The sequence below is a fragment of the Allomuricauda sp. CP2A genome (assembly GCF_001683915.1).
GTDB lineage: Bacteria > Bacteroidota > Bacteroidia > Flavobacteriales > Flavobacteriaceae > Flagellimonas.
This window is the reverse complement of record NZ_LXTT01000091.1, coordinates 1-16,259: the sequence shown is the minus strand read 5'-3', so window position 1 is coordinate 16,259 and position 16,259 is coordinate 1. Positions and strand designations below refer to the sequence as shown.

The window sequence follows — 16,259 nt, the reverse complement described above, 5'->3', positions numbered from 1 at the left end:
TTTTGGGATTACTCTTTTTTCTTGACCTCTTCTGCTCCCTTGATAACTTTTGCTTTAAGTCCTTCTTTGTAGGCTTCAATTCTACTCAAAACTTCGCTATCCGAACTTCCGATGATCTGCGCAGCAAGAATTCCGGCATTTTTTGCCCCATTTAAGGCAACGGTGGCCACGGGGACCCCGCCGGGCATCTGGAGAATGGAGAGCACCGAATCCCAACCGTCAATGGAATTGCTACTTTTTACAGGAACGCCGATCACGGGCAAAGGCGATAATGAGGCCACCATTCCGGGAAGATGTGCAGCCCCACCCGCTCCGGCAATAATAACGGAATAGCCATTTTTATGGGCGTTTTTCCCAAAATCGAATAGTTTTTCTGGGGTGCGGTGTGCGGAAACAATATCCACATCCACTTCGATCCCGAACTCTTTTAATATATCAATGGCGTCTTGCATAACGGGAAGGTCGCTGGTGCTTCCCATGATCACGGCTACTTTTTTCATATCAATTTTTGATTAGGTTGACAATCAGTTTTATCATAATATCTTTATCGTCCGGATTGCTCTGCGCTATCAGCAAAGATAGAGCAACAAGGGTGTTTTCACTGATTTTGGCATCACCTGAATTGTCTAAAAGAAAGTCGTTTTGCTGTAAATACCAAACAAAAAGTAAGGCTCCAATCCTTTTGTTTCCATCTGAGAAAGGATAGTCCTTAATGACAAAATACAACAAATGAGCTGCTTTTTCCTCGATAGAAGGGTACAATTGTTGGCCGTCAAAAGTTTGCTCTATATTGCCTATGATGCCTTTGAGCGAGCCATCTTTTTCACTTCCAAATAAATGAGAAGCTTCTTTTAGTAAAAAAAGCTTGGCCTTGAGGTTTTGGATAAGATCTTTTGCTTCATTATAATTGATGTGGTATTGAATTTTTGACGAAAGGTTGTCGCTATCCAATCTGTTTTCATCAAATTTATTGAGTAAGATAAATGATTGTGTGTATTTTGTTAAGATTTCAATAAACCCTCTTGCCTCTTTCAAGTGAAGGTTTTTTCCTAATTTGAATGATTCTGAAAGCAAACTTACGGTGTTGCCCAGTTGCTCCAAATTGCTGTTATAAGTTTGTTTTAACCTTTTTTCGTTTAGGGTATATCCTTGTATGAGGTGCTCTTTGATCAGGTTGTTGGCCCATATTCTGAACTGGGTCGCTCTATTCGATTTTACCCGATAACCCACTGAAATGATCACATCAAGGCTATAAAGATCGATTTTTCGCTCAACAATTCTCCCACTTTCGTTTTGATGAACTGTTGCTTTTTTTGCAACAGTTGGATCCAAAACCAATTCCTTTTCCTTAAATATGTTCTTTATGTGTCTGGAAATGACAGATTTGTCTCTTTCGAACAAATCTGAAATTTGATTGAGGGACAGCCAAACAGTATCATCACCAAGACTTACTTCAATCTCTGATTTTCCATCTTCGGTCCTGTATATTTTAATATTAAAAGACATATTAGATATTTGTGACGACCTTAATGGTCTCCTTCACTTTTTGGGCCACCTCCCGGGCTCGTGCCATATCTTCATCCACAATGGTCACATGGCCCATTTTCCGAAACGGCCGGGTCTGTTTTTTTCCATAAATATGCGGAGTAACACCCTTCATCTCCAATATGGATTCTATATTCTGGTATACCACATCTCCCGTATGCCCTTCCTCGCCAACCAAGTTTACCATAATCCCGGCTACTTTGCTATCGGTTTTTCCCAAAGGTAGGCCTAAAATGGCACGGATATGTTGCTCAAATTGGTTGGTATAACTGGCTTCAATGCTGTAATGACCACTATTATGGGGTCTGGGGGCGACTTCATTGACCAGGATTTCATTGTTTTTGGTCTGAAACAGTTCAACGGCCAAAAGACCAACGTGTTTCATGTGTTCCGAAACCTTCAGGGCCACCGCCTTGGCTTTTTGTGCAACGGCATCGTCAATACGGGCGGGGCAGATAACGTATTCCACTTGGTTGGCCTCTGGATGAAACTCCATTTCCACCACGGGATAGGTCTTCACTTCGCCCTGGGAGCTTCTGGCCACGATGACAGCCAATTCGTTTTTAAAATCAATCATTTTTTCGGCTATGCACTCCACATTGGGAAGATCCGTAAGGTCATCAATTTTCCGAACCACTTTTACGCCTTGTCCGTCATACCCAAATTGGGCACTTTTCCAAATAAAGGGAAGCTGGAGCCCCCCGTTGGAAATACTGTCCTCAATTTCTGAGGTATAGGCAAATCGTGTAAACGGTGCCGTGGGAATTCCATGGTCGGTATAAAACAATTTTTGGGTGGCCTTATTCTGAATGGTCCTTAGGGTTTTTGTTGGCGGATAGACCGTTATGCCCTCATGCTCCAGTTTTTCCAAGGCATCCACGTTCACGTTTTCAATCTCTATAGTGAGGACATCCACATCCTTGCCAAAATTGTAAACGGCATCAAAATCCATGAGACTGCCTTCCGCAAATTCGTTGCAGGCTATTTTGCAGGGGGCTTCGGGGGAGACATCCATCACCTTGGTGTAAATGTCCCACTTGCGGGTTTCGTAGAGCATCATTTTGCCCAGTTGTCCACCTCCTAAAATTCCTAGTTTAAAGTCTGAAGAGAAAAATTGCATTGATCAGCGAATTGGAATGACAGCAAAAATACGTGAATTCCTTGAAGGGATAAAAGACTAAGGGCGATACCGCCCCCAAAAAATACTATCTTTGCCAACCTGACTAAAATAATGTTGCCTTGATCAAGCTTCACGACAAGATTTTTAAACCCTATCTGAAGGAAGAGCAAATTCTTCAGGCCATAGAAAAAATGGCCACTGAAATTGCGAAGGATTACAAAGATGAGACCCCGCTGTTTGTGGGGGTACTCAATGGGGCTTTTATGTTTGTCTCGGATTTTTTGAAGGCATACCCATATCCCTGCGAGGTTTCGTTTGTTCGATTGAGCTCGTACCAAGGTCTTACCTCCACAGGGATTGTGGAAACTTTACTGGATGTTCCGGAGGAGATAGAGGGCAAAAGTGTCATTATTTTAGAGGATGTGGTCGATACGGGAAGGACACTGAAACAATTGGTGCACCTGTTTTCCCAGACCAATGTTAAAGAATTTAAGATCGCCACGCTTTTTTATAAATCGGACATGTACAATGGAGAGTATGCCATTGACTATGTGGGCCTGGAAATCCCAAATAATTTTATTGTGGGCTATGGTCTGGACTATAATGAGCAAGGGCGAAATTTAAGGGAAGTATACCAATTAAACCAAGCAGATATGATCAACCTAGTGCTTTTTGGAAAACCAGGCGCAGGAAAAGGAACCCAAGCAGAGGTCCTAAAGGAAAAGTACAATTTAAAACATATTTCCACCGGAGATGTGTTCCGCTACAACATTAAAAACGGAACGGAATTGGGCAAATTGGCCAAATCCTATATCGATAAGGGGGAATTGGTGCCCGATGAGGTCACCATTGATATGTTGAAAGACGAAGTAGAGAAAAACCCGGAGGCCGCAGGCTTCATTTTTGATGGATTCCCCAGAACGGATACCCAGGCAGAGGCTTTGGACAATTTTTTGGAATCCAAGGATATGAAAATAAACGCCACTATCGCCTTGGAGGCCGAAGATGATGTTTTGGTAGCCCGTTTGTTGGAACGCGGCAAAAGCAGTGGCCGTTCCGATGATCAAGACGAAAGCAAGATTCGCAATCGCTTTGACGAATACAACCAAAAGACCGCTCCGTTGAAAGCCTTTTATAAAAAACAGGGCAAGTTTCATTCTGTGAACGGTATAGGAGAAATCAAGGAGGTCACAGAACGGTTGTGTGCCATTATTGACAAACTATAGCCATGAAACGCCTTCTTTTCCTTACCATCCTAGTTTTAGGCTTCTCCTGCAATTCAAAAGATCAGTGGGTTGATGACCTCAACAATGCGGTTAAGGAATATAATAAGAATGCTGAGCTTGAAGAGAAAGAGTATTTGGTGGATTCTGGGACATCCACAGCCATTTTCGTTGCGCCCTATAAAGAACAAAACGGGATACGAAAAACGGTTTTTAGGCACATGCGGACGGAGGTGATGTATTTTGAACGGCATATCTTTTTTAAAGGAGATGATATTGTTTATGAGCACCACATGGGGATTGCCCCAAGATTGGTAAGTGCGGAAGGCCGTGGGGTAAAGGCTTCCAATTATTTGATTTTCAACAAGCAAAGCTTTTTTAAGAATAATGAAGTAGGGAAACAATTTCGTCAGCAGCAAGTTGTTGATGAATTTGTGAATAAGGATTCCGTGCTGTCCATTGTGCAAAGCCTTGATATTGAAGAATCTTTCCTGTATCATGAGGATTATCTGGAGATAAAGAACTACCTTAATGATATTCAGGCTTTAGAACGCATAGAAGAATGACCGAGGGCAATTTTGTGGATTATGTGAAAGTGTATGTCTCCTCTGGAAACGGAGGGAAGGGCTCTGCGCATTTGCACCGCGAAAAATATGTGGCCAAAGGTGGCCCGGATGGTGGTGACGGTGGCCGCGGTGGCCATGTCATCATAAAAGGCAACAAAAACCTTTGGACCCTATATCATTTTAAATTTAAGAAACATTTTAAGGCCGGTCATGGGGAACACGGGAGCAAAAACCGCAGTACCGGAGCAGATGGGGCCGATGTGTATCTGGAGGTGCCATTGGGGACCGTGGTAAGGGATACAGAGACCAACAAGGTGCTGTTTGAGATTACCGAGGATCAAGAAGAAAAAATAATTTTGGAAGGTGGAAAGGGAGGTCGTGGCAACTGGCACTTTAAAAGTCCCACCAACCAAACCCCTAGATATGCCCAGCCCGGAATCCCCGGTCAGGAAACCCAAATTACTTTGGAGCTAAAGGTTTTGGCCGATGTGGGCCTTGTGGGCTTTCCCAACGCCGGAAAATCCACATTGCTTTCCGTAATGACCTCGGCAAAGCCCAAGATTGCCAATTATGAGTTCACCACTCTAAAGCCCAATTTGGGTATTGTGGAATACCGCGACTTTAAAAGTTTTGTAATGGCCGATATTCCCGGAATCATTGAAGGTGCCGCCGAAGGCAAGGGACTGGGCCATTATTTCCTGCGCCACATAGAGCGCAATGCCACCTTACTTTTCCTGATTCCGGCAGATAGTAAGGATATCAGTCAGGAATATGCCATATTATTGGATGAATTGCGACGGTACAATCCAGAATTGTTGGATAAGGGACGATTGGTGGCCATTTCCAAATGTGATATGTTGGATCAGGAACTCATTGATGAAATGCGGGAAGACATGAAAGAGGATTTTAAGGATGTGCCCTATATGTTCATCTCCTCGGTCAGCCAATTGGGCATACAGGAACTCAAGGATAAACTCTGGGAGCTGTTGAACGAATAACAGTAATAATTCAATTTCAAACGCCAAATATTCATTATTTTTAGAGGTAATCCAGATGTACCTGTCATGCGATACCTGCTATCTCTTGTGTTTTGTTGCCTTTTGGCATCCTGTGTCTCCATCAAGGTGAACTACGACTATGACAAAGGGACTGACTTTTCCAACTATACCACCTACAATTATTTCTCTGACATGGAAACGGGCCTGAGCCAATTGGACGAGCGACGATTGATTCGTGCCTTGGATTCAACCTTGCAGTTTAAAGGGTATCGTTTGGCCGAGGAACCCGAATTTTTCATCAACATTTTGAGCAGTGAATACAGAAGTGCTCCTAACAGTTCGGTTGGAATTGGCATGGGAGGAACCGGAAGAAATGTTGGGGGAGGGGTTTCCGTAGGACTGCCCATTGGCAATAGCGGTATACAGCGACATATACAGTTTGATTTTGTGGATGCCGAACGGGACGCTTTGTTCTGGCAGGCTTCCACGGAAAGCGGATATAGGGACAATGCCTCCCCCAGTGTAAGGGAAGATCGTTTAAGAGCCCTGGTCAAAAAGGTATTTTCAAAGTTTCCCCCTGAAACGAATCGGTAACCGATCATCATCTTCAGAATACTGTTGCCCATATCCGGGTTAGACCAGTTTGTTCGTGTCAATACATTTGAAATCAATATGTAACAAAAGAGAACAAGACTAGTCTTATCTTTTATAGCAACACTAAATTTCAATCAAACAATGAATTCAAAAACTATGAAAACAACACAAAAGATCAAATGGGTCTGTGGACTTTCCCTGTTCCTATTTTTGGGAAACCCAGTTCAAGCCCAAGAGAAACCGGGGGACACCATCTTGGTAAGTTCAGAAGAAGAACTGCAATCCTTGGCCGCATTGGACCAAGGCGATTACAGGTATACCGTAGAGGATTATTTTGGCAACCCGAAGGCCTTTACATTTCGGTTTAGCCCTGATGGAAAATATCTTTCCTACCGGGAAAGTGATGAAAATGGAAAACGTCACATTTATGTGAAGAATTTGGAAACCAATGAGGTGGAAAGAGCAATTGAGGAAAAAGAAGAATTGGTTAGGGTATATGGTTGGTTAAATAATGAACGACTCTACTTTTCCATGGACAAAGGGGGGGATGAAAACTACCATATTTATGCCGTTGACTTGGACGGGGACAACTTAAAGGACCTTACGCCTTATGATGGGGTCCGGGCAGAGTTCAATGAATTGCTTCGGGATGACAAAGAACACATCATTGTTGAGCTCAACAAGAGCAACCCCCAAGTGTTTGAACCTTACAAATTGAATGTGATTACGGGTGAAATCACCCAGTTGTATACCAATGAAGATGCTGCCAACCCCATTCTTGGATATAATTTCGATAAAAATGGAAAGCTGAAAGGGTTTGCCAAACTACGTGATGGTGTGGAGCAGGATGTGTACTATGAGGATGGTGAAGGTGGTTTCAAGATTTTGAAACAACTCAACTGGAAGGATAATTTTTTTATAGCCAATTTTAATTATGCCACGGAATATCCCCATGATGCTTACGTAGTTTCAAATTTGGACAATGACAAAGCCGAAGTGCAACTGTATGACCTTAAGGAGAACAAAATCATTGAGAAGGTTTTTTCCCATGATCAATATGATGTTGGGGGTATGGGGGTTTCCAGAACACGTAATTATGAGATAGACTACTTTAATTATGAAGGTGAAAAAAGCATTATGGTTCCCGTAAGTGACGTGTTCAAAAAAATGGATGCCAAGGTAAAAGAGGAACTTCCCGGAATGCAGTATGATGTTTTGGACAGTACTGAGGATGAAAACCTGTACATGCTCTATGTGGATAGCGACAGGGTGTATGGCATCTACTACGCCTACAACGTTGCCAAAGATGAGCTTACCGAGCTTTACAACACCATGCCCCAGCTCAGAAAAGAAGACATGGCCGAAATGCGCCCCATTACCTTTACAAGTAGGGACGGTGTAACCTTGCATGGTTACATTACCTTGCCAAAGGCAGCTTTGGCCGGGGAAAAAGTACCCGTCATAGTCAATCCGCACGGAGGGCCACAAGGCATTCGGGATTCATGGGGATTTAATCCGGAGGCCCAATTGTTCGCCAGTAGGGGATATGCCACACTTCAGGTGAATTTTAGGATTTCCGGAGGTTATGGACGGGAATTTTTGGAATCCGGTTTTAAGCAGATAGGAAGAAAAGCCATGGATGATGTTGAGGATGGACTCAAATATGTTGTGGAACAAGGTTGGGTAGACCCCGATAAAGCAGCCATTTATGGTGGTAGCCATGGCGGGTATGCCGTTTTAAGGGGGTTGACAAAGACCCCGGACCTGTATGCTTGTGGCGTGGATTATGTTGGGGTGTCCAATTTGTTCACTTTTATGAAGACCATTCCACCGTATTGGAAACCCTACTTAAAAATCATCAAGGAAATTTGGTATGATGAAGACAATCCTGAAGAGAAGAAGATTATGGAAGAAGTTTCCCCTGTGTATCAAATCGATAAAATAAAGAAGCCCTTGTTTGTGGTACAGGGAGCAAATGACCCACGGGTAAATATTGACGAGTCGGACCAAATTGTAAGTGCCTTACGCGAGAAAGGCTACGATGTGCCCTATATGGTAAAATACGATGAGGGGCATGGATTTGGTAAGGAAGAGAACCGCTTGGACCTCTATAAATCCATGATGGGCTTTTATGCCAAGCATTTGGGGCAGCAAGAAATACCCCAACCTTTAAAAGATTAAGAAAACCTCTGGAATTCAATGAAGGAGGGTGTCTGAAAAGCTCGTTATCTGTCAGTTCGAGCCTGCCTTTGTCGGCAGACAGGCGCAGTCGAGAACCTAAGTCAATTTGATAATCAATGGGTTTCGACTTTAGTTTATCCTGAGCGTAGCCGAAGGGCTCAACATGACAAAATCAAATTTTTGTTGCTTTTTAGGCACCCTTTTTGTTTTATAACTGTTTAAATAAAAGCTGTTTACCGTTCGCATCTGCATTTTTACCACTGCCCATAATCTCCTTTCAGACCGAAGAAAGTGCCACTACTTTAGCACCGTACAAAACCATTAAAGCAAGAAATGATGATCGCACTCGCAAAATTGATGATATCCCTTTTAATGGATATCCTGTTATAGATCAACCATCAAAAACTTTTAAAATCAGTCTAATGAGAAAGTTGAATACAACACAGAAAGTAATTTTGACAATGGGAATTGTGGGAGCCTTGATTGGGTTCTACGGCAAATGGACCGGATGGGCCTACGATGACTATTTTGTGTTCTTTTACACGGGCATGACCTTTGTTTGGATAGCATTTTTACCTTCGAGCAAGGCCTGTTGCATCCCTTTTTGGAAAAAGAGAGCCCAAAAACAGTAAAAAAGGAATTCCCCAGGTTACATTGCAAAGAGTATATTTGGGCCATCACAGGTACTATTCCATGGAATTAAATACAAGGAAAAGAAACATTGTTTTTTGGATCCTTCAACTTTTGGGTTGGGGGTTCATTAATTCGGTATCCATTTTTGTGGTTAAGGGCATAAGTCCCCAACTGCTTTTGTATTCCGTTGTAATGGGTACTTTTCTTGGAATTTTCACTACTTCCTTGCTCCGTTGGTACTTAAAGCGGAATGTACAGTTTGAGTCGTTTGGTGTGAAGGAATTCATTAAGATCCTATTCGCTTTTTTGCTCACGGCACTCGTGTTTGGTGCCTTGAACACCCTTTTTGGTTTTCTCTATGTAAAATTCGGTCCAACACTGACCGAGGCCGAGCATCAAATATTCAAAAACTATGACAATATTGGGATTCAGGTACTCAATTCATTTTTCTTAATTGGGGCTTGGACGGTAACCTATCTCGTTATAAAATTGTTGCTCAAACTTAATCAAGAGCGTATTGAGCGCCTGGAGCTGAATACCCATTTAAAGCAGGCACAACTGAACACCCTTAAGGGGCAGATCAACCCCCATTTCATGTTCAATAGTCTCAACAACATTCGCGGACTCATGCTTGAAGATGTGGAGAAATCCCGTGAAATGCTCACCAAACTCTCCGAGATTTTACGATATTCCCTCACCAAGAATAACATAAATGCCATTTTGGTACGGGAGGAACTTGAGGTGGTGGACAATTATATCGACCTTTCCAAAATTCAATTTGAAGATCGGTTGGAGTTCATCAAGAATATAGATTCAAATGTGTTGGATCTGCAAATTCCGCCCATGATCATACAATTATTGATCGAGAATGCCATAAAACATGGTATTTCCAACCTTAAAAACGGTGGAACCATTATTTTGAATATCAAAAAAGAAGGCGAAGTGCTGGTCATTGAAGTTAAGAATACAGGCAGGCTACAGATTTCCCAAGATTCCACACAATTGGGGCTGAAAAATATTGAGCAACGGTTAAAATTGCTCTATGGTGATAAAGCCTCTTTTATTTTAAAAGAGATTTCCGATGAAGTGGTGGCCCATATCAAAATTCCACTGGCATGAAGATAAAAGCTGTCATTGTTGAAGATTCCCGCTTGGCCCGAAACGAGCTGAAGGAACTCATCAAAAAATATGATGATATCGAACTTGTGGGGGAAGCGGAAAATGTGGACAATGGTTTTGAGCTTATTCAGAATACATCACCCGATGTTTTGTTTTTGGATATCAACATGCCCGAAAAAGATGGATTTGAACTCTTGGAAATGCTGGACGAAGTCCCGATCACCATTTTTACCACGGCCTTTGATGAGTATGCCATAAAATCCTTTGAGTACAATGCGTTGGACTATCTCTTGAAGCCTGTTAGTGAGAAACGATTTACGATGGCCATGGATAAGGTTAAATCCAAATTGGGAAATGTAGACCAGATTAAGGGTGCTGAGACCAAAAAATTATCGGAAAACAGCCAGATTTTTATCAAGGATGGAGAATCTTGTTGGTTGGTAAAGATCGGGGATATTTCTCTTTTTGAAATTGTCGGGAACTACACTCGGGTATTTTTTGAGGATAAAAAACCACTGTTGTACAAATCGTTGAACCAAGTAGAGGAAAAACTCCCCGAAACCTCTTTTTTTAGGGCAAACCGACAACAAATTGTGAACACCAATTACATAGAGAATGTAGTGCCCTGGTTTAATGGAAAACTCAAACTCACCCTAAAAAATGGGGAAGAAGTTGAGGTGTCACGAAGGCAATCCTATATTTTTAAAGATCGGATGAGTTTGTGAAAGGGAGGGTCTTGGTTTAGAGTTTATATGACAATTTGAACATCACGATTCTGGGCATCACCGCCGTGGACTGGTCGCTGATCAAAAAGTCCGAGAAGGAATTCTGTCTTTTGTACCTTATATCAAAGAGGTTGGTCACCGAGACCTCAAATCCCCAAGGGCTGTCTTCTTTTTGGTAGAATAGTGAAGCCGCTGCCATATCAAAAATAGTGGTCAGGTTCTGGGTTTCATTTCTGTATTCGGTCCTTTCAAAATCACCTTTAAGATGGAAATCCTTCAAAAAGACATAATCCAGATGGGCAAAAAACCTGGAATTGACAAAGTTGTTTTTAGCAGATGCCGTGGTGTAGATGGAAGGTTGGTGCGTGTACCCCACTTCCCAATTGGGCCATTTTTCAAAGAAAGTCTCTACCTTGCCCGTGGCCGAAATGGAGCGTGAAAGGTTCTTGGACACTTTATCATTGACCAATTGGAAGAATTCATTGTAATTGCCCTTGCCTTCAACCCCCATCTTGACCTTACTAATCCTCTTACCGAAGTTGAAATTGGCCGAGAAGGAATTTTCAGGTTCATAGAACATGGTATAAGTCACAAATTGTTCAATGCCCTCCAACATCGTGGTGTTCTTTATGCTCTGTGTCTTTTTGTTGTAGGTCAATCCAGCGTTGAGGTTCAGGCCCCTGAACAGGCTGAACTTGAAATAGTTCAAGGAGTAGGAGTGATAACGTTCGTTCTGTAGATTGGGATTGCCCATCAGTACGGAGTTGAAGGAGCCTAGCATAAAATTGGACGCTAACTGATCGATTCTAGGGAACCGCATGTGCTGTCTGTACTGAAAACGCAGTTTCTCACTGCTGTTGAACTCGGCCTCTGCATTTAAAGCAGGCAAAAGGACTTGGGTATTGTTGTTGGCAGAGATTCCGTCTTGATCGTTGTCCCAACTATAATTGTGGTAAAAAAGACCCGATTTCACCGTGAAGATTCCTGTCAGGAACTTATATTCCAATCCCAGAAAAGTGTCATTGAACCGATGGTCGATGGAATTCCCAAAACCATTTGTTGAAAAGTCGTTCACGGTCCCGTTTGCAAGCTGTTGGTATTCTTGGCTTGTAAAATCCTCAAAGGCCAAGTTGGTCCCAAAAGTGGTATAGATGTGATTAAAATTATTGAGCACCCAATAATCCTTCAGTACCAGACCTAACGAAGTAATGCGATTTTCCTTCTGCTGAAAGACATTGTATACGCTGTCCTCCTCCAACGGTACAAGGCCTGAAAGAAAAACTTGGTTGGTTTCCCAAAGGTTGTCAGGAGTGTTTTTTTCATGGGAGACCGTGGCCTCCAAACTAAGGGTTTGCGCCCTGGAAAAGCGCTTACTGTACTCGAGGTTCTGTTTCAGGTCAATGGCCCAGACATCCGAAACGGTATTGAAAAAGGTGCTTTGGCCCAAACTCTGGGTCAGAATGGTGCCATTTCCATCGTTTTCGGTCAGTTTCACAAATGAATTGGCCGTTAGGTTTTCCTTGCGATTGGGTTCATGTTCCAAAGCCATCTTACCCATCAGAAAGAAATTGTCAAAATTGTTGTTCACGTTTCGGGTCTCATCAAACAACCCAACAGAGTTGTTGTAAATGTTCAGATTGTCCGTTTCTGTTTGGGTAATGCTACTATTGGCAATGGCATAACTATTGATGTCGGTTTTGGAAGAAACCGACTGCCTTATGTTCAGTGCGCCAAAGCGGTTGGTGTTGGCCTTGAAGTCATTGTTGGCCAAAAACTGGGAAAAGTCGTCCCTGCTCAGGGAGAGGTAGCTCCCGATATCGTCCATGAGCTTTCCGAACCCACCATTGAACTCTAGATAATCGGATAGGGTGAAGCTTTTGATGCCCACATTGTTCAGGTCCCCGATAAAGTTCAGATTGGTCTTGGGGCTGTAATAGAACAGGTTGGGATGGACTAAATATCGGTCCTCAATACCTCCTCCAACTTCCATATCGCCAAAGGCGAACCTTTTTTTGCCCTTCTTGAGCTTGATGTTGAGGGCGAGTTCATCGGAATCCTGAAGCCCTTTGAGGAATCCAATTTTATTGTAGTTGTCCAGCACTTGCACCTGGTCCACAGCGTCCGCGGGAATGTTGTTCACGGCCAGTTTGCTGTTGCCCGTAAAAAAGATCTTGTCTTCCACGAGCACTTTGGTCACTTTTTTGCCCTGGGCGGTAACGTTGCCATCGTGGTCCACCTCTATGCCCGGGAGTTTTTTGAGCACTTCGCGAAGTTTGCGCTCCTCTCCAGTGACAAAGGCATCGGTCCGGTAGGTTATGGTGTCCTCTTTGACCTCAATGGGGATCTTGTATTCCAGCACCACCTCGTCTAGGTCATTGGTCTTTGGGATCAAAAACAGGTCTTTGGTCCCGTCCTGGGTGGCCATGTGATCAAAGGAGAGTCTTTGGTAGCCGAGGTAGCTTACCTCGATGGTGTAGGCAACAGCTTTTTCCAAGCGGAGCAGGTATTCCCCCTTTTCGTTGCTGATGGCAAACTTTGTGCTTTCATCGGAGTTTTTGGGGAAGGCAAGGATGTTGGCATTGGCTAAGTGCGTGGTATTGGTTGTATCTTTTACAATTCCGATCAACCCAATGGCTTGCCCGTGCACGTTGATGCAACCGACTGAAAAAAAGATACCCGCAACTATAAAAATCCTACCCAAAAAGTTATCTAGATTATCCATTTTGGAAAAATGGATGATTACACAAAGAACCTTTATCATTTAAACCTTACCCATTAGTTTATTGTGGTTGGGTATTCATAGTTCCAAACCTAAATTGCCCTCTCATTTATTTGCAGAGGTCCTTGGGTTGATTTGGCTAAAATTTGGATATTCTAAAAAAGTCCTTTGCGGTCTTTTCCACAATACTATCAAATTCCCTTTGTGTTACCAAAGCTCCCTTTTTTCTCGAAATATCAAATGTAGGAATATTGGCCGGTTCAAAATCGATTTCTTTGGCTAGCAGACTGATTTTTCCATTTTGCAATTCCAAAATCAGACCAGCTAGTCCAAAATAACCGGCAGGTCCAAAAAAACTCGGTAACTCAGGGCAAAACCATGCAACAACATCAAATTTAAATACACCTTTGGGGTTTACGACAGTATCTACGGTAGTGGCTTTTACACATCGGTACTTATCAATATATTTGAACTCTTTGGAATGTATTTGCCAATTTTTGGCCTTCGTCTTTATTTTAAATTGATTTCCTGAAAACTCTTTCAATTGCAAGTATGAGGAATCTCTTTTGTTGATATAAAATGTCCCATCTGTCCCGCCATATGATGAGGCCAATTTTCTTATCGCATCTGAATCGGGTTTCAATGTCAATGATTTCCTTTCTTTGAAAACCGAATAGAACTCATTTATACTCAGTTCATAAACTAAGGTTTCCACATCCTTTAGCACCAAGGCGTTAATTTGCGATATTGTGCTATTCGCTTTTTTTGTCCCGGTGGTATCAATGAACTTGTCCGCTTTTTTAAGATAGGAAACATTGATAGCTTGTTGGGATTGCGAAAATAGTCCTTGGGTTATTGCAAGGGTCATCAATAAAATGAAAACATTGAAATGAAGCTTTTCTTTCATGGATAATTATTTTGGATTTCCAATCATTTTTTCAGAAGTGCATATCGAACCCTGCTATCCCAAATAGAATCAAGACCCTTTCCAACGATAAGGGTTTCAGAAATTTCAAACTCTGAATAATTCCTGATGTATCATACTATTGATTCAAAATTTTTTTGATATGCTTTGCTGTCATCGACAAAATCTCACTTGAAAATCCTTGCCTTTCCTGAAGTTCCATCTTATCTAGATAATGGTCTATATCAACGCTATAAGTTATAACACCATTGTTCTGTTGGGTGCGGTCAACGGTTCCGACCAAAAGAAAATGGGCAGAGGTTATGCTTTTTTATCAATTCAATCAATAATTACAATCTTAAAATTTCTTGCTGTATCTCTTTCTTCTAAGTTCATTAAAATCTTCATTTGAGATTTGAATTCCATTTTTAGGGACGTCCTGTAAGTTTCGGTTTTTTTCGATATTGAGGTTTATCCGATCAGCTCTGATGATTATGCTCCCAAAGTTCACTTCCAGGACCAATCCTGGTAAGCCGTTTACTCCCTTGGGTCCATAAGGGAAGTGTATATCGGGACAGAACCATGCCTTAACTTGGAAATCTTCTGTCTTATTTGTGAAATTATTTTTTTCTGTGAAAGAGGCTGTAGCTTTAAAGGTTTTGAAATTGCCTATCATTTTTGATTCGTTGGAAATCGCCCAATCATATGTCTCGTAGGGTCGCTCTACATTGAAAATTTCGCCCATGGTTCTTATTCTTTCAATCTTGGTTTGTTCATTTCTATATATGAACCACTCATTTCCTGCCATTATTCGAGCGACTTTGTATGGCAGATCATTTTCTTTTCCCAGAATTGATTTAACAACGTACCTGCTTCTTTCTGAATTGAAAAATAACTCTCCCTTTATTTCTGAAAGCGCAAGCACAACAGCATTTTTCTCTGTTTCATATTGCCCTTCCCCGTTGTCATCCTTTTTTTCCTGTTCGTAAATGATGGAATACTCAATATGGCCATTTTCCACCCTTGTCTGACCCAAGGGTGGATTGATGGCCAAAAAAAATACTAAAAAATATAGGTTTATGATCATTGCCTATTAGTGCTACTGAAAACTGAAAGACTTACTCCCAATTTTCACAACCCACATAAGTGTCTTCATAGATTAATTCCATCTCAGTGCCGGTCAGACCGAACTCGTCCTGCATATGAAGTGCAAAATGCCATGCAATCTCATGGCACAGTCTACCATAATCCATGTTGGAATTATTTTTTGCATTTAATGATGAAGCTGCCGAGATACATAAAAGGAAAATGACTAGTACTTTTTTCATTTTTCTAAAAATTTTAGTAGGTTAAAACTTATTTCTCCTTACCGTCGATTTGGCCGAAAATGTAAGGTTGAAGTGAAGCTATATAAATTCAGCTATAAATATGCTTAAAATTCATGGATGACCCTTTGGGGTTGCTGTACACCACATTTGAATTGATGGATGGGCAATATGTACCTATAAAAATGTGGCAAAAGGCATGTACCCATCACAGGTTCGTAACAGAAAAAACCTGCCCGTTAGCTAACGGGCAGGTTTCGGTTGAAAGATAGATGTATTTTGTTTTAAGGCCTCAATATGTCCTTATACTTATCCTTATAGCCTACAAGCGCCAAAATGTTCAATATCAACAAGGCCAAAGCAGGGCCTATGCCCTCTGGCAACAATGTGGCATGGAACAATACAGCGTTTACGGAAACACTCATCAAGATGATAGCCATTAAAGCGCCATATTTATTGAAAATAAAGGAAAGACCCGCTAAAATTTCCACAATGGCCACCAATTTCAAAGTATAAGAGGATGAAACGGCCCCAAAAAAGGCAATAACGGAATCGGGCATTTCGCCTCCCATTGGGATGAAGTTTAAAAACTTGTTCAGTCCAAATA

16 protein-coding genes are annotated in these 16,259 nt (G+C 41.9%); 8 read left to right on the top strand and 8 right to left on the bottom strand.

Translation table 11 applies throughout. The features are described 5' to 3' along the window. Positions 1-8 precede the first annotated feature (8 nt). Genes purE through A7D14_RS11000 form a run of 3 tightly spaced genes read right to left on the bottom strand, consistent with a single transcriptional unit; the run spans position 9 to position 2,665 of the window. Complete coding sequence (gene purE, locus A7D14_RS11010; RefSeq protein WP_067034237.1) at positions 9-500, bottom strand: 5-(carboxyamino)imidazole ribonucleotide mutase; 492 nt, start codon at positions 498-500, stop codon at positions 9-11. Between the two features lies 1 nt (position 501). Further along, positions 502-1,506, bottom strand: coding sequence for a virulence protein RhuM/Fic/DOC family protein (rhuM, locus tag A7D14_RS11005; protein ID WP_067034233.1), 1,005 nt, complete (start codon positions 1,504-1,506; stop codon positions 502-504). Between the two features lies 1 nt (position 1,507). After that, on the bottom strand, positions 1,508-2,665 hold the full coding sequence (locus A7D14_RS11000) for a 5-(carboxyamino)imidazole ribonucleotide synthase (RefSeq protein ID WP_067034230.1): 1,158 nt from the start codon (positions 2,663-2,665) through the stop codon (positions 1,508-1,510). 119 nt (positions 2,666-2,784) lie between these two features. Between A7D14_RS11000 and A7D14_RS19665 the strand changes: the two genes are divergently transcribed. The 8 genes from A7D14_RS19665 to A7D14_RS10960 all read left to right on the top strand — a co-directional run bounded on the left by A7D14_RS19665 (position 2,785) and on the right by A7D14_RS10960 (position 10,704). After that, positions 2,785-3,891, top strand: coding sequence for an adenylate kinase (locus tag A7D14_RS19665; RefSeq protein ID WP_083158064.1), 1,107 nt, complete (start codon positions 2,785-2,787; stop codon positions 3,889-3,891). A gap of 2 nt (positions 3,892-3,893) precedes the next feature. Then, the gene (locus tag A7D14_RS10990) at positions 3,894-4,454 is read left to right on the top strand and encodes a hypothetical protein (protein WP_067034227.1); all 561 of its coding nucleotides are present in this window, start codon (positions 3,894-3,896) and stop codon (positions 4,452-4,454) included. Next, complete coding sequence (obgE, locus tag A7D14_RS10985; protein ID WP_067034224.1) at positions 4,451-5,452, top strand: GTPase ObgE; 1,002 nt, start codon at positions 4,451-4,453, stop codon at positions 5,450-5,452. Before A7D14_RS10990 ends, obgE begins: the two co-directional genes overlap by 4 nt. A 66-nt stretch (positions 5,453-5,518) precedes the next feature. Next, a complete protein-coding gene (locus A7D14_RS10980) occupies positions 5,519-6,046 on the top strand; it encodes a DUF4136 domain-containing protein (RefSeq protein WP_067034221.1) in 528 nt (175 codons plus the stop codon). A 156-nt stretch (positions 6,047-6,202) separates the two neighbouring features. Then, positions 6,203-8,227, top strand: a complete 2,025-nt coding sequence (locus A7D14_RS10975; RefSeq protein WP_067034275.1) for a S9 family peptidase — start codon at positions 6,203-6,205, stop codon at positions 8,225-8,227. A gap of 422 nt (positions 8,228-8,649) precedes the next feature. After that, positions 8,650-8,859 (top strand): hypothetical protein, encoded by a 210-nt coding sequence (locus A7D14_RS10970; protein ID WP_067034218.1) that lies wholly within the window; start codon positions 8,650-8,652, stop codon positions 8,857-8,859. A gap of 61 nt (positions 8,860-8,920) precedes the next feature. Continuing rightward, positions 8,921-9,979 carry a sensor histidine kinase gene (locus A7D14_RS10965; RefSeq protein ID WP_067034215.1) on the top strand — a complete coding sequence of 353 codons (1,059 nt, stop codon included), beginning with the start codon at positions 8,921-8,923 and terminating at the stop codon, positions 9,977-9,979. After that, positions 9,976-10,704, top strand: a complete 729-nt coding sequence (locus A7D14_RS10960) for a LytR/AlgR family response regulator transcription factor (protein ID WP_067034213.1) — start codon at positions 9,976-9,978, stop codon at positions 10,702-10,704. The genes A7D14_RS10965 and A7D14_RS10960 overlap by 4 nt, the downstream gene beginning before the upstream one ends. Before the next feature lie 16 nt (positions 10,705-10,720). On the opposite strand, the gene A7D14_RS10955 is transcribed toward A7D14_RS10960, so the two are convergent. From A7D14_RS10955 to A7D14_RS10935, 5 genes are all read right to left on the bottom strand, one after another. Then, complete coding sequence (locus tag A7D14_RS10955; RefSeq protein WP_255307441.1) at positions 10,721-13,426, bottom strand: TonB-dependent receptor; 2,706 nt, start codon at positions 13,424-13,426, stop codon at positions 10,721-10,723. A 136-nt stretch (positions 13,427-13,562) separates the two neighbouring features. Next, positions 13,563-14,330, bottom strand: coding sequence for a GLPGLI family protein (locus A7D14_RS10950; protein ID WP_067034210.1), 768 nt, complete (start codon positions 14,328-14,330; stop codon positions 13,563-13,565). 355 nt (positions 14,331-14,685) lie between these two features. Continuing rightward, a complete protein-coding gene (locus A7D14_RS10945) occupies positions 14,686-15,414 on the bottom strand; it encodes a GLPGLI family protein (RefSeq protein ID WP_067034207.1) in 729 nt (242 codons plus the stop codon). Between the two features lie 31 nt (positions 15,415-15,445). Continuing rightward, the gene (locus A7D14_RS10940; protein WP_067034204.1) at positions 15,446-15,655 is read right to left on the bottom strand and encodes a hypothetical protein; all 210 of its coding nucleotides are present in this window, start codon (positions 15,653-15,655) and stop codon (positions 15,446-15,448) included. A gap of 281 nt (positions 15,656-15,936) precedes the next feature. Further along, positions 15,937-16,259: DoxX family protein (locus A7D14_RS10935; protein WP_067034201.1), on the bottom strand; the 323-nt coding region annotated here is incomplete at its 5' end.